This window comes from Streptomyces sp. WAC04114 (genome assembly GCF_019733245.1).
In the GTDB taxonomy this organism is placed as follows: domain Bacteria; phylum Actinomycetota; class Actinomycetes; order Streptomycetales; family Streptomycetaceae; genus Streptomyces; species Streptomyces massasporeus_A.
The window spans coordinates 41,585-54,916 of sequence record NZ_JAIGQA010000008.1; the positions used below are offsets into that span (position 1 = coordinate 41,585).

A 13,332-nucleotide genomic window follows, 5' to 3' on the forward strand; every position below is an offset into this window, starting at 1 on the left:
GCGGGCCGGCGTCGTCGGCCCGCCCGTCGGCCTGTGCCGGTGTCTGCGTAGGGTGGTCTCACCCGAAAAGCCGCACGAAGGGACACCCACAGCGATGGCGATCCAGGCCGGCGAGAAGGCCCCCGACTTCGAACTCAAGGACAACCACGGCCGGGCCGTGCGGCTGTCCGACTTCCGGGGCCGGAAGAACGTGGTGCTGATCTTCTACCCCTTCGCCTTCACCGGCGTGTGCACCGGCGAGCTGTGCGAGCTGCGCGACAACCTGCCGCAGTTCTCCGACCGCGACACCGAGCTGCTCGCCGTCTCCAACGACTCCATCCACACCCTGCGCGTCTTCGGCGAGCAGGAGGGCCTGGAGTACCCGCTGCTGTCCGACTTCTGGCCGCACGGCAACGTCTCGCGTGCCTACGGCGTCTTCGACGAGGACAAGGGCTGCGCCGTGCGCGGCACCTTCGTCATCGACAAGGAGGGCGTCGTGCGGTGGACCGTCGTCAACGGCCTGCCGGACGCGCGCGACCTGAACGACTACGTGAAGGCGCTCGACTCCCTGTGACGCCGGTCGGGCGGCATGCGCCCGACACCCGCCGAAATGTGGGCTCCAGGGCCTGCGAGGGGCGGGAACCCGTCACTAGGATCGACTCGTTGATCCGACATCCGAGCACAACGGGGCATCCGCCCCTGGACACCAATGGAGGACTCGTGGGAGTCAGCCTCAGCAAGGGCGGCAACGTATCGCTGAGCAAGGAGGCGCCGGGCCTGACCGCGGTCATCATCGGTCTGGGGTGGGACGTCCGCACCACGACTGGCACGGACTTCGACCTGGACGCCAGCGCGCTGCTGCTGAACAACTCCGGCAAGGTCGGTAACGACCAGCACTTCATCTTCTTCAACAACCTCAAGAGCCCGGACGGCTCCGTCGAGCACACCGGTGACAACATCACCGGTGAGGGCGAGGGCGACGACGAGCAGATCAAGGTGAATCTCGCGACCGTCCCGCCGGAGATCGAGAAGATCGTCTTCCCGGTCTCCATCTACGACGCCGAGACCCGCCAGCAGTCCTTCGGCCAGGTCCGCAACGCCTTCATCCGCGTGGTGAACCAGGCCGGCGGGGCGGAGATCGCCCGTTACGACCTGAGCGAGGACGCCTCCACCGAGACCGCCATGGTCTTCGGTGAGCTCTACCGGCACGGCGCGGACTGGAAGTTCCGCGCCATCGGCCAGGGCTACGCCTCGGGCCTGCGCGGCATCGCGCAGGACTTCGGCGTGAACGTCTGAACCACCGAGAGGGCCCCGGCGACGGGGCCCGAAAGGTCTTCTTGTCCGGCGCCGCACGGTTTACGTGCGGCGCCGGACGCGCAGGACCACCTCAGTGACACCACCGGGCCTGTGGCCCCAAGGGGAGGGACAGCATCATGGGCGTCACGCTCGCCAAGGGGGGCAATGTCTCCCTGTCCAAGGCCGCGCCGAACCTCACTCAGGTGATGGTCGGGCTCGGCTGGGACGCGCGCTCCACCACCGGAGCGCCCTTCGACCTCGACGCCAGCGCCCTGATGTGCAGCAGCGGGCGCGTGCTCGGGGACGAGTGGTTCGTCTTCTACAACCAGCTCAAGAGCCCGGACGGCTCGGTCGAGCACACCGGTGACAACCTCACCGGCGAGGGCGACGGCGACGACGAGTCGCTGCTGATCGACCTCCCCAAGGTGCCGCCACACTGCGACAAGATCGTCTTCCCGGTCTCGATCCACATGGCCGACGAGCGCGGCCAGACGTTCGGCCAGGTCAGCAACGCCTTCATCCGGGTGGTGAACCAGGCCGACGGCCAGGAACTCGCCCGCTACGACCTCAGTGAGGACGCCTCCACGGAGACCGCGATGATCTTCGGCGAGCTCTATCGCTACCAGGGCGAGTGGAAGTTCAGGGCGGTGGGACAGGGGTACGCGTCGGGGCTACGGGGCATCGCGCTGGACTTCGGGGTCAACGTCTCATAACGCGTTATGAGCAAAATCCGGGGCCCAGTGGGGTGCCGAGGGGGGACGACTAGACTTCGGCTTCAAAAGTTCGTAAAGCCGGGTACGGCGCGGGGGAGCCCCGTACACACACGATTGGGAAGCCAGTGGTTCTGAAAACCTTCGGGTGGTCGTTCGCGGTCACCGCGCTCGGCCTGGTCGCGGCGGTCCTGTTCGGCGGGTGGACCGCGCTCGGCGTCGTCGCGATCCTCTCCGTCCTCGAGATCTCGCTGTCCTTCGACAACGCGGTGGTCAACGCCGGGATCCTGAAGAAGATGAATGCCTTCTGGCAGAAGATCTTCCTCACCATCGGCATCCTGATCGCCGTCTTCGGCATGCGACTGGTCTTCCCCGTCGTGATCGTCGCGGTCAGTGCCCAGCTCGGCCCGATCGAGGCCGTCAACCTCGCGCTGAACGACAAGGACCAGTACCAGCAGCTGGTGACGGACGCTCACCCGTCGATCGCCGCCTTCGGTGGCATGTTCCTGCTGATGATCTTCCTGGACTTCATCTTCGAGGACCGGGACATCAAGTGGCTCGGCTGGCTGGAGCGCCCGCTGGCCAAGCTCGGCAAGGTCGACATGCTGTCGGTCTGCATCGCGCTGATCGTCCTGCTGATCTCGGCGCTGACCTTCGCGGCCAACGCCCACCAGCACGGCGGCGCACATGTCGACAAGGCCGAGACGGTCCTGCTCTCCGGCATCGCCGGTCTGATCACCTACATGATCGTCGGCGGTCTCTCCGGCTACTTCGAGGACAAGCTCGAAGAGGAGGAGGAGCGCGAGCACGAGGCCGAGGAAGAGGCCGAGCGCACCGGCAAGCCCCGTTCCGCCGTCGCGCTGGCCGGCAAGGCCGCGTTCTTCATGTTCCTCTACCTCGAGGTCCTCGACGCGTCCTTCTCCTTCGACGGCGTGATCGGCGCCTTCGCCATCACCAACGACATCGTCCTGATGGCCCTCGGCCTCGGCATCGGCGCCATGTACGTCCGGTCGCTGACGGTCTACCTGGTCCGCCAGGGCACCCTGGACGACTACGTCTACCTGGAGCACGGCGCGCACTACGCCATCGGTGCCCTCGCCATGATCCTGCTCGTCACCATCCAGTACGAGATCAACGAGATCATCACCGGCCTCATCGGTGTCGTCCTGATCGCCGCCTCCTTCTGGTCCTCCGTCCGCCGCAACAAGGCGCTCGCGGCGGCCGAGGGAAAGGCCGACTCGGACGAGAAGACTGAGGTCTCGTCCGGGGTGTGACACCCCTCCCAGTGAGGAACGCTCTGTGCGGGGCGGTTACCGAGGACTCCTCGGCGGCCGCCCCGTTCGGTCGTCATGGGCCGTGGGTACGGCGATGACCTGCGGTCTCCAAGTGAACGTGGGGGCGGAATGGGACTGTTCGACGGACTCCGGCGCGGCGATGTGCAGTTCGACTCGGGCGACGCGTCGACCAACGCGATCGAACTGACCAAGCGGCGGGCGCAGATATCACTCACCAAGCAGGGCGCGGCCAGCGGCCATCTGCGCGTCAACCTCAGCTGGCGGATGCGCACGTCCGACATCGGCGGCTCCCAGCGCGAGAGCCTGCTGCGCCATCCCTTCCGGGCACTCAGGCCCCCCGAGGTCGTCGGCCACAGCCAGAGCATGGTCAACGTCGACCTCGACCTCGGCTGCCTCTACGAACTCCAGGACGGCAGCAAGGGCGTCGTCCAGCCCCTCGGCGGCTACTACGGCGACGTCAACGCGGCGCCGTACGTCAAGCTCAGCGGCGACGACCGGTTCGGCTCCGGGTCCGGCGAGACGATGTACATCAACCTCGACCACCGCGACAGCATCAAGCGGCTGCTGGTCTTCGTCTACATCTACGACCAGACACCCGCCTTCGACCGCACGCACGCCAGCGTCACCCTCTACCCGAGCAGCGGCCCCCGCATCGAGGTCCACCTCGACGAACGCCAGCCGCAGGCCCGCTCCTGCGCCGTCGTCATGATCGAGAAGGTCAAGGACGAGATCGTCGTCCGCCGCGAGGCGAAGTTCGTCTACGGCTTCCAGGCCGAGCTCGACCGTCTGTACGGGTGGGGGCTGCAGTGGGGGCGCGGCTACAAGTCCAAGATCGACCGCTGACCCGAGCCCGCGACGGACCCGAAGGTTCCTAGCGCCCGATGAACTGCGGGCCCTGCGGGGGCAGCCGGAAGTCGGGGTCGGGGACCGCCGCGACCGGCGGCGGGTAGCCGTAGCCGGGCTGCGCCCCCGCGGCGCCCGCCGCGGCCGGTGCCTGGGGGTAGCCGTACGCGGGCCGGCCCGTGGTCTGCGGGTAGCCGTAGGCCGGCTGCGTCGTCGGCGGCTGCTGCGGGTAGCCGTACCCGGGCTGCGCGGGCGCCGTGGTCGGCTGCTCCGGGGGCAGCGGCAGGGAGACCTCGGGGGACTGCCGGGCCGGGCCGGCGGTCGTCGGCTGCGCGGGCGTGTTCGTGGTGGGAGGAGCGGGGACCGTCGTGGTCGCCTCCTCCAGCGCCTCCGACTCGTCGACCGAGATGCCGAAGTCCGTCGCGAGCCCCTTCAGCCCGTTCGAATAGCCCTCGCCGAGCGCCCGGAACTTCCAGCCCTCCCCGCGCCGGTACAGCTCGCCGCAGATCAGCGCGGTCTCCTCGCCCGTCTCCGGCTTGACGTCGAAGTACGCCAGCGCCTCCGCGCCGGTGTCCGCGGCGTCGTACAGCAGGATGCGCAGGGCCTGCACCCGGTCGAACGTCACGCCGTCCGCCGATGCGACGAGCAGAATCCGGCCGACCTCGGACTCGACACCGGTGAGCTCTGTCTGGATCGTGTCGGTCAGGCCCTCGGCGACCCGCTTCTTGCCGAGCCGCCACACCTTTCCGGCCGGGTGCCGGGGCTGGTTGTAGAAGACGAAGTCCTCGTCGGAGCGCACACGGCCGTCGGGGCCGAGGAGCAGCGCGGAGGCGTCGACGTCCGGAACCCCCTGCCCGGGCGTCCAGCGCAGCACGGCGCGCACCGTGGTGGCTTCCAGCGGGACGTTCGACCCCTTCAGCATCGCGTGCGTCATGCGGTCATCCTGCCTGCTCGGTCCTGCTCACGACAACGCGGGGGCCCTGGTCGCGAGCGGCGCCGACCGCCGTCGCGGACTACGTTTGTCATGACCGGGTACTGGCTGTGATTGCCCGCGTTACCTGAAATTCATGCCTGATGGGAACCTGTGACACGGACTTCTACGTACTATTACCGGCCACCTTTCGTCGATTCGCAGGCCGCACCACCACCACGGGGGAGTTTCATGCGTCATTTCGGGCACGTCGCCCCTGAGGTGCGGAAGCGTCTCTTCCACCGCGAGCCGGGAGTGTTCACCCCGGACTCCCCGGCCCGGCTGCTCGCGGCCGCCCTGGGCGCCACGCTGTACAGCCCGGCCACCAGGCCGCGCCTCGCCGACGACGTCCTCAAGCAGGCCGGGCGCGGTGTGGTGTCGATGGTGCTGTGCCTGGAGGACTCGATCGACGACGCGGACGTCGGCCCCGGCGAGGAGAACCTGGTCCGCCAGCTGACCGCCCTGCACGAGCTCCCGGACGCCGACCTGCCGCTGCTGTTCGTCCGGGTCCGCACCCCCGAGCAGATACCCGACCTGGTGCGCCGCCTCGGCCCCGCCGTCCGGCAGCTGTCCGGATTCGTCCTGCCCAAGTTCACCGAGGAACGCGGCATCCCCTTCCTGGAGGCCCTGGCCGTCGCCGAGGCCGAAAGCGGCCGTCGCCTTTTCGCCATGCCCGTGCTGGAGTCCCCGGAGCTGCTCTACCGGGAGTCGCGCGTGGAGACCCTGGAGGGCATCTCCCGGGCGATCGACAAGTACCGGGACCGCGTGCTCGCCCTGCGCCTCGGTGTGACGGACTTCTGCTCCTCCTACGGGCTGCGCCGGGGCCCCGACATGACGGCCTACGACGTCCAGATCGTCGCCTCCGTGATCGCCGACGTGGTGAACATGCTGGGCCGCGCCGACGGCACAGGCTTCACCGTGACCGGGCCCGTGTGGGAGTACTTCAGGGTCCAGGAGCGCATGTTCAAGCCGCAGCTGCGGCAGAGCCCCTTCCTTGAGGTGCAGGCCGCGGAACTGCGCGAGAAGCTGATTGAGCACGCCATGGACGGCCTGCTGAGGGAGATCTCCCTGGACCATGCCAACGGCCTGCTGGGCAAGACCTGCATCCACCCCTCGCACGTGCTGCCGGTGCACGCCCTGTCGGTCGTCAGTCACGAGGAGTTCTCGGACGCCCAGGACATCCTGCGGCCGGAGCGCGGTGGCGGCGGTGTGCTGAGATCGGCGTACACGAACAAGATGAACGAGGTGAAGCCGCACCGGGCCTGGGCCGAGCGGACCCTGCTGCGGGCCGAGGTTTTCGGCGTGGCGAACCAGGACATCGGCTTCGTGGAACTGCTGGCGGCGGGTCTGCCGGACTGACGGCACGACGCAAGGGATCCATGAAGAAGGCTGAGAAGGCTGAGACGGCAGTGAACGAGGGGGAGCATCAGGTGTGCGACGAGGGCGACCGCGTCTGGTCCGGCAGCTGGGTCGCCGAGCGGCTCGGCGTCGAGCTCGTCGGTGACGACCGGCTGACCGGCCTGCTGGGGCTGGCGCTGCGCCGCAACCCCAAGCGGGCCCATCTGCTGGTGTCGAACGTGCTCGGCAAGCATGTGCCGCAGTCGCCGTCCGTCGTCTACGGCTACGGCGTCGAGCTCGGCCGCCGGGTGCGCGAGCTGCTGGGCGCGCGGGAGGCGGGCCGGGCCGTCGTCCTCGGCTACGCGGAGACCGCGACGGGCCTCGGCCACTCCGTCGCCGACGGGCTGGGCCTCGCCCCCTACCTGCACTCCACCCGCCGCCCGGTCGCCGGTGTCGCGACGGCCGGCGGCTTCGAGGAGGCCCACTCCCACGCGACCTCGCACCTGCTCCTGCCGGAGGACCCCGCGCTGCTCGGCGGTGACGGACCGCTGGTCCTGGTCGACGACGAGTTCTCCACGGGGAACACGGTGCTGAACACCGTGCGTGATCTTCATGCGCGGTATCCGCGGCGGAGGTATGTCGTGGTGGCGTTGGTGGACATGCGGTCGGCTGCCGATGCGGGGCGCCTCGCGGATTTCGCCGAGGAGATCGGAGCCCGGGTCGATCTGGTGACGGCTGCCCGAGGGACTGTTCGGCTGCCCGAGGGGGTGCTGGAGAAGGGGCAGGAGCTGGTGGCGCGGTACGCGTCCGAGAGTGCGGCGGAGAGTTCGTCGGCGGGTGCGGCGCCGTCGTGGCCGCTCGCGCCCCGCGGCGGAGCCGCAAATCAACACAGCCCCGCGCCCCCGAACAGCGCCGTTGCCCTTGCAGCCGACCAGGAGGCCGACCCCCTAGGGGCGCGGGGAACTGCGCGACCAGCCCCCACCGACCCGCACCCGGACGACAACGGCACCGCTCCCCAGGCCACCCGCATCGACCTGCAGTGGCCCGCCGGTCTCCCCGACGGGGGCCGACATGGATTCACCCCCGCGCATCGGGAGCTCCTGGAAGACGCCCTCCCCGCGATGGCCCGCCGCCTGGCGCACGCACTGCCCGAGGGGGCCCGCCGCGTGCACATCCTCGGCTTCGAAGAACTGATGTACGCGCCGCTCAGGCTGGCCCGGGAGCTGGAACGGGTGACGGACCTCGAGGTCCGCTACTCCACCACCACCCGCTCACCCGTCCTGGCCGTCGACGACCCCGGTTACGCGATACGCACCCGCCTCGCCTTCCCCGCCCACGACGACCCCGCCGACGGCCCCGGCGAGCGATACGCCTACAACGTCGCCGGCGCCGCATTCGACGCCGTCGTCGCGGTGGTCGACTCGGCCGGGGACACCCCCGCGCTGCACGCGCCCGACGGTCTGCTGGCCCGCCTCGCCGCGCACACGCCGCGGGTCCTGCTCGCCGTCATACCGTCGTACGCCCCCGAAAGGCCCTCCATGCTGCCCGAGCCCCTCCGCGGCCCCGCCTTCTCCTCGTACGCGCCCGAGGAGGTCGGCTGGCTGCTCCAGGACCTCTCGGACGTGACGCTGGAGGCGCCGACCGAGGAGCGCGAGGAGGCGATCCAGAGCGGCGGCGCCCACTACGCGGAGTCGCTGCCCGTGGAGTACCAGCCGAGCGAGCAGTACCAGGAGCTGTTCCACGCCGCGCTGGAGGACTCGGCGGCCCGGATCGCCCAGGCGGTCGGCGTCGTCACCGAGACGGTCCTCGCCGAGCGGTCCCCGCGCCCCGTGCTGGTCTCCCTGGCCCGCGCGGGCACCCCCGTCGGCATCCTCATGCGCCGCTGGGCCCAGCACCGGCACGGCCTCGACCTGCCGCACTACGCCGTGTCGATCGTCCGCGGACGGGGCATCGACGCCAACGCGCTGCGCTGGCTCGCCCGGCACCACGACCCCCGGGACGTCGTCTTCGTCGACGGCTGGACCGGCAAGGGCGCCATCACCCGCGAACTCGCCAAGGCCCTGGAGGAGTTCGAGAAGTCCGACGGCATCACCGGCTTCGACCCCGAGATCGCCGTCCTGGCCGACCCGGGCTCCTGCGTCCGGACCTACGGCACCCGCGAGGACTTCCTCATCCCCTCCGCCTGCCTCAACTCCACCGTCTCCGGCCTGATCTCGCGGACCGTGCTGCGCGCGGACCTGGTCGGCCCCGACGACTTCCACGGCGCGAAGTTCTACCGCGAACTCGCCGGCACCGACGTCTCGGTGGCCTTCCTGGACGCCGTGTCCGCCCGCTTCCCCGAGGTCGCCGACGCCGCCTGCGCCCAGGCCAAGGAACTGCTCGCGACCGACCGCTCACCCACCTGGGAGGGCTGGGCCGCCGTCGAGCGCATCAGCGAGGAGTACGCCATCCACGACGTGAACCTCGTCAAGCCCGGCGTCGGCGAGACCACCCGGGTCATGCTGCGCCGCGTGCCCTGGAAGGTCCTGGCACGCGCCGGCGCGGGCAGCGACCTCGACCACGTGCGCCTGCTGGCCGAGCAACGCGGCGTGCCCGTGGAGGAGGTCGACGCACTGCCCTACACCTGCGTCGGCCTGATCCATCCCAAGTACACCCGGGGCGCGACCGGCGCCGACGGCAAGGCGGTGTCGCTCTGATGCCCGTCCTCGTCGCGAGCGACCTCGATCGCACCCTGATCTACTCCGCCGCAGCCCTGGCGCTCACCATGCCGGACGCGCGGGCGCCCCGGCTGCTGTGCGTGGAGGTGCACGAGAGCAAGCCGCTGTCCTACATGACGGAGACGGCGGCGCAGCTCCTCACCGACCTGGGCGACGCGGCCGTATTCGTGCCCACGACGACCCGGACGCGCAAGCAGTACCAGCGCATCAACCTGCCGGGCCCGGAGCCCACGTACGCGATCTGCGCGAACGGCGGCCATCTCCTGGTCGACGGTGTCTCCGACCCCGACTGGCATGCCCAGGTGACCGCACGGCTGGCCGACCAGTGCGCGCCCCTGGCCGAGGTGCAGGAGCACCTGCTCAGAGCCGCCGACCCGGTCTGGGTGCGCAAGCACCGCGTCGCCGACGACCTCTTCGCCTATCTCGTAGTCGAGCGCGAGCTGCTCGACGAGGACTGGGTGAAGGAACTCGCGGTGTGGGCGGAGAACCGCGGCTGGACCGTGTCCCTCCAGGGCCGCAAGATCTACGCCGTTCCCAAGCCGCTCACCAAGAGCGCGGCGATGCGGGAGGTCGCGCGGCGGACCGGTGCCGATCTCACGCTCGCCGCGGGTGACTCCCTGCTCGATACCGACCTGCTCCTCGCGGCGGACCGGGGCTGGCGACCGGGGCACGGGGAGCTGGCCGACACCGGCTTCACGGCTCCCTCGCTCAGGGTGCTTCCCGACCGGGGTGTTCTCGCCGGGGAGCGGATCCTGCGGGAGCTTCTGGGGGCAGTACGGGGCGCCTGAGAACTCGGGTGTCCTGGTCGTCGTGCGGGTGCGGCGTCGTCGTGGCGGTTCGCGCAGTTCCCCGCGCCCCTTCAGGGCGTGTCTCCTTGGCGCGTCGCAGCAGTCGTACGGCGACGAACGCCGTCACCGCCAGCGCCGCCACGGCCAGGACCACCTTCGAGTAGGTCGAGACGATGTCCGAGACCTGATGCCAGTTCGCGCCGAGGAAGTAGCCCGCGAGGACGAACACCGTGTTCCAGATGGCGCTGCCCAGGGTGGTCAGTCCCAGGAAGACGGGCAGGCGCATGCGCTCGACGCCCGCGGGCACCGAGATCAGGCTGCGGAAGATCGGGATCATCCGTCCGAAGAACACGGCCTTGGTGCCGTGCTTCAGGAACCAGGCCTCGGTCTTCTCGATGTCGGAGACCTTCACCAGCGGCAGCCGGGCCGCGATCGCCACCGTCCGGTCACGGCCGAGCAGTGCGCCGACCCCGTACAACGCGAGCGCGCCGATCACCGAGCCGGCCGTCGTCCACAGCAGGACGGCGAGCAGGCTCATCCGGCCGCTGCTAGCGGCGAACCCGGCCAGCGGCAGGATCACTTCGCTGGGCAGCGGCGGGAACAGGTTCTCCAGGGCGATGGCGAGACCGGCTCCCGGCGCGCCCAGCGCGTCCATCAGGTCGTTGACCCACTGCGGCCCGGCGTCCGCTGCGATGGCTGTCATGCCACCACGCTAGGAAACCGAAGCTGAAGGGTTCCTGAGGAAGCCCGGGGGAGGGCGTCAGCCGCAGCAGCCGCCTCCGCAGCAGCCGCCCCCACCGCCGCCGCTCGCGCGGGGCGCGGACGCCGGTGCGGAGGCGGAGCCGCCCACCGCGACCGTGGAGAGGAGTTTCACCGTGTCGGCATGGCCCGAGGGGCAGGCCGCGGGGTCGGACGACTCGGCCATGGGACGGCTCAGTTCGAAGGTGTCGCCGCAGGTCCGGCAGCGGTATTCGTAGCGAGGCATGGGGACAGATTAATCTGCGCCTACGTAGATGCCGCCTTTCGCGAACCCCTCCGGCCATTGTTGCCGTACCGGTGTGGAGGACCTGTAAAGGCCGCTGATAACTTTCGAACGCGCGAGAAGCCGTCGAAGCGGGGGATGACGAGGGATCGCTGCCGTCGACCACTGCAGCCGAGCCCTTCCGCGCGAGCACCACCGTGAGCGGGAGGGAGACGCAGCCGTGTCGAAGGCTGGGCGGGAACCGGACGAGACCATGCAGTTGAAGGTCCCCGACTCCGTGCACGCGGACGAGACCATGATGTTGCGCGTCGTCGGGGCGGCCTCGACCGGCCAGGCGGACAAGCCGTCCGGCGCGGCGGAGGACGGGAGTGCACCGGACAGATCGCGCCGGCGGCGCAGGGCCCCCCGGCCCTCCCCCCTGACCCGTCTGACCGCCAAGGCCCCGGGGCTGGCCCGGCTCGCCACTCGCGTCGCCTCCGACGCCCGCCGCCTGCGGCCCCGTTACCCGCACGCCGACCGCACCGGCTGGCGGCGCTGGGCGCCCTCCTGGCGGCAATGGCTCGGTGCCGCCCTGACGTTCACCGGCCTGACCGTCGTCCTCCTGGGCTCCGCCTACGCCGCCACCGACATACCGGAGAACCTCAACACGTACGCCACCCAGCAGGACAACGTCTACTTCTGGTCCGATGGGACGCCCATGGCCCGCACCGGCTGGGTGCGGCGGCAGGCGATGCCCCTGAAGGACATACCCGAGGACGTCCGCGGGGCCGTACTGGCGGCGGAGAACGCGAGTTTCTACAGCGACCCCGGAATATCCGTCAGCGGCATCGGCCGCGCCCTGTGGCGCACCGTCGGTCAGGGCAACACCCAGGGCGGCTCGACCATCACCCAGCAGTACGTCAAGAACGTCTACCTCAGCCAGGACCAGTCCGTCTCACGCAAGTTCACCGAGGCCATGCTCGCCCTCAAGCTCGACAACGAGATGAGCAAGGACGACATCCTCGAGGGCTACCTCAACACGAGCTGGTTCGGCCGCGGCACCTACGGCATCCAGCGCGCCGCCCAGGCCTACTACGGCAAGGACGTCAGCGAACTCGACGTCAGCGAGGCCGCCTTCCTCGCCTCCCTCCTCAAGGGCGCGGGCCTTTACGACCCGACGCTGAGCGAGGCCAACCACGCCCGGGCCGTGGAGCGCTGGTCCTGGATACTCGACCGCATGGTCGAGACAGGCACCCTGCCGAAGGCGGAGCGGGCCGCATACAAGAAGTTCCCCGAGCCGCTGAAGCGGGCGCCGGGGTTCGACACCGGCAAGCAGAGCGACTACCTCGTGGAACTGGCCGCCCGGTACGCAAAGAAGGCGGCGAACATATCGGCCAAGGAGTTCGACCTCGGCGGCTACCAGATCTACACGACCTTCGACCGCAAGCAGGAGACCGCGCTCACCGACGCCGTGGACAAGGCCCGCAAGAAGGCGCGCAAGGACGACCCGGCCAAGGCGAAGTCCCTGCACTTCGGCGCCTCCTCGGTGGCCACCGACGGGCGCATCCTCGCCGTCCACGGCGGCCCCGACCACCGTGAGCAGGGCTACAACGAGTCGAACGCGACCACCGTCCCCGCCGGTTCGGCCTTCCTGCCGTTCGTCTACGCCGCCGCCCTGGAGCACGGTGTGCACACGACCCGCGACGGCGCCGCGACCGAGGTCACCCCGCAGACGCTGTACGACGGGGACGACGGCATCGCCGTCAGGACACCCGAGGGCCCCTACTGGGACCGCGGTGGCAAACAGGTCACCTCCCGCAACGACGGCGGGAAGTCCTACGGGCGGATCGCCCTGGGCCGGGCACTCGCCCTGTCGGTGAACACACCGTTCATGCAGCTCGGCATGGACACCGGTCTGGACACCGTGCGGGACACCGCCCAGCGGGCGGGTCTGCTCCCTTCCAGCTTCGGCCCGCAGGTGCCCGCGATGTCCCTGGGCAGCGCCACGCCCAGCGCGATCCGCATGGCGAGCGGATACGCCACGTTCGCCGCCGCGGGCAAGCACGTCGAGCCGTACTCGGTGGCCCGGATCACCCGCAACGGCTCCAGGGTCCCGCTCACCAAGCCCGGGGCCCGCCGGGCGGTGAAGGCGAGTGTGGCCGGGGCGGTCCAGTCCGCCCTCACGGACGCCTTCCGCACCGCCCGCCCGGGGGTGGTCACGACCGCCACGGTGGCGGGCAAGGCCGGCACCACGCAGAACGACACCGCCGCCTGGTACGTCGGCACGGCCAACTCCGTGTCGACGGCCGTGGTGGCCTACCGCATCGACCTCGGCAAGAGCCTCGAACCCCTGCCTCTGGACGGGATCGCGGGCTCCCCCGGCGACAGCGTCCCGTACCGCATCTGGTCCGGTGCCCGCGGCATCGGCTGACCCC

The 13,332-nt window shown here is 70.2% G+C and carries 12 protein-coding genes; 9 read left to right on the forward strand and 3 right to left on the reverse strand.

The annotated features are described in order from the left end of the window. Positions 1-94: 94 nt before the first annotated feature. From K4G64_RS04480 to K4G64_RS04500, 5 genes are all read left to right on the forward strand, one after another. A complete protein-coding gene (locus tag K4G64_RS04480) occupies positions 95-553 on the forward strand; it encodes a peroxiredoxin (RefSeq protein WP_221754694.1) in 459 nt (152 codons plus the stop codon). A 146-nt stretch (positions 554-699) separates the two neighbouring features. Continuing rightward, a complete protein-coding gene (locus K4G64_RS04485; RefSeq protein WP_221754695.1) occupies positions 700-1,275 on the forward strand; it encodes a TerD family protein in 576 nt (191 codons plus the stop codon). Positions 1,276-1,412: 137 nt separating this feature from the next. Beyond that, positions 1,413-1,988: a TerD family protein gene (locus K4G64_RS04490; RefSeq protein WP_184911790.1), complete on the forward strand. Its 576-nt coding sequence runs from the start codon at positions 1,413-1,415 to the stop codon at positions 1,986-1,988. 125 nt (positions 1,989-2,113) lie between these two features. After that, positions 2,114-3,259, forward strand: coding sequence for a DUF475 domain-containing protein (locus K4G64_RS04495; RefSeq protein WP_221754696.1), 1,146 nt, complete (start codon positions 2,114-2,116; stop codon positions 3,257-3,259). A 129-nt stretch (positions 3,260-3,388) separates the two neighbouring features. Then, complete coding sequence (locus K4G64_RS04500) at positions 3,389-4,123, forward strand: Tellurium resistance (protein WP_221754697.1); 735 nt, start codon at positions 3,389-3,391, stop codon at positions 4,121-4,123. A 28-nt stretch (positions 4,124-4,151) separates the two neighbouring features. Here K4G64_RS04500 and K4G64_RS04505 read toward each other — a convergent pair whose 3' ends face one another. Further along, complete coding sequence (locus K4G64_RS04505; protein WP_221754698.1) at positions 4,152-5,057, reverse strand: TerD family protein; 906 nt, start codon at positions 5,055-5,057, stop codon at positions 4,152-4,154. Positions 5,058-5,285: 228 nt separating this feature from the next. Between K4G64_RS04505 and K4G64_RS04510 the strand changes: the two genes are divergently transcribed. From K4G64_RS04510 to K4G64_RS04520, 3 genes are read left to right on the forward strand one after another with little or no spacing between them, the layout of a single operon-like run. Then, positions 5,286-6,452 carry an HpcH/HpaI aldolase/citrate lyase family protein gene (locus tag K4G64_RS04510; protein ID WP_221754699.1) on the forward strand — a complete coding sequence of 389 codons (1,167 nt, stop codon included), beginning with the start codon at positions 5,286-5,288 and terminating at the stop codon, positions 6,450-6,452. A 20-nt stretch (positions 6,453-6,472) separates the two neighbouring features. Continuing rightward, on the forward strand, positions 6,473-9,127 hold the full coding sequence (locus K4G64_RS04515) for a phosphoribosyltransferase (RefSeq protein ID WP_260460004.1): 2,655 nt from the start codon (positions 6,473-6,475) through the stop codon (positions 9,125-9,127). Next, positions 9,127-9,936, forward strand: coding sequence for an HAD family hydrolase (locus tag K4G64_RS04520; RefSeq protein ID WP_221754700.1), 810 nt, complete (start codon positions 9,127-9,129; stop codon positions 9,934-9,936). Before K4G64_RS04515 ends, K4G64_RS04520 begins: the two co-directional genes overlap by 1 nt. Here the strand turns inward: K4G64_RS04520 and K4G64_RS04525 are convergent. Next, positions 9,857-10,639, reverse strand: coding sequence for a DedA family protein (locus K4G64_RS04525; protein WP_221754701.1), 783 nt, complete (start codon positions 10,637-10,639; stop codon positions 9,857-9,859). The two genes, K4G64_RS04520 and K4G64_RS04525, sit on opposite strands and share 80 nt — an antisense overlap. 57 nt (positions 10,640-10,696) lie before the next feature. Continuing rightward, the gene (locus K4G64_RS04530; protein ID WP_221754702.1) at positions 10,697-10,921 is read right to left on the reverse strand and encodes a zinc ribbon domain-containing protein; all 225 of its coding nucleotides are present in this window, start codon (positions 10,919-10,921) and stop codon (positions 10,697-10,699) included. A 250-nt stretch (positions 10,922-11,171) separates the two neighbouring features. Here K4G64_RS04530 and K4G64_RS04535 point away from each other — a divergent pair, with 250 nt between their 5' ends. After that, on the forward strand, positions 11,172-13,328 hold the full coding sequence (locus K4G64_RS04535) for a transglycosylase domain-containing protein (protein ID WP_221754744.1): 2,157 nt from the start codon (positions 11,172-11,174) through the stop codon (positions 13,326-13,328). Positions 13,329-13,332: the final 4 nt, after the last annotated feature.

Bases quoted from the DNA above. Each gene is read 5' to 3' on its own strand.
- K4G64_RS04490 (WP_184911790.1), top strand. From the start codon at position 1,413: ATGGGCGTCACGCTCGCCAAGGGGGGCAATGTCTCCCTGTCCAAGGCC.
- K4G64_RS04535 (WP_221754744.1), top strand. From the start codon at position 11,172: ATGCAGTTGAAGGTCCCCGACTCCGTGCACGCGGACGAGACCATGATG.
- K4G64_RS04520 (WP_221754700.1), top strand. From the start codon at position 9,127: ATGCCCGTCCTCGTCGCGAGCGACCTCGATCGCACCCTGATCTACTCC.
- K4G64_RS04480 (WP_221754694.1), top strand. From the start codon at position 95: ATGGCGATCCAGGCCGGCGAGAAGGCCCCCGACTTCGAACTCAAGGAC.
- K4G64_RS04525 (WP_221754701.1), bottom strand. From the start codon at position 10,639: ATGACAGCCATCGCAGCGGACGCCGGGCCGCAGTGGGTCAACGACCTG.
- K4G64_RS04510 (WP_221754699.1), top strand. From the start codon at position 5,286: ATGCGTCATTTCGGGCACGTCGCCCCTGAGGTGCGGAAGCGTCTCTTC.
- K4G64_RS04515 (WP_260460004.1), top strand. From the start codon at position 6,473: ATGAAGAAGGCTGAGAAGGCTGAGACGGCAGTGAACGAGGGGGAGCAT.
- K4G64_RS04500 (WP_221754697.1), top strand. From the start codon at position 3,389: ATGGGACTGTTCGACGGACTCCGGCGCGGCGATGTGCAGTTCGACTCG.
- K4G64_RS04530 (WP_221754702.1), bottom strand. From the start codon at position 10,921: ATGCCTCGCTACGAATACCGCTGCCGGACCTGCGGCGACACCTTCGAA.
- K4G64_RS04505 (WP_221754698.1), bottom strand. From the start codon at position 5,057: ATGACGCACGCGATGCTGAAGGGGTCGAACGTCCCGCTGGAAGCCACC.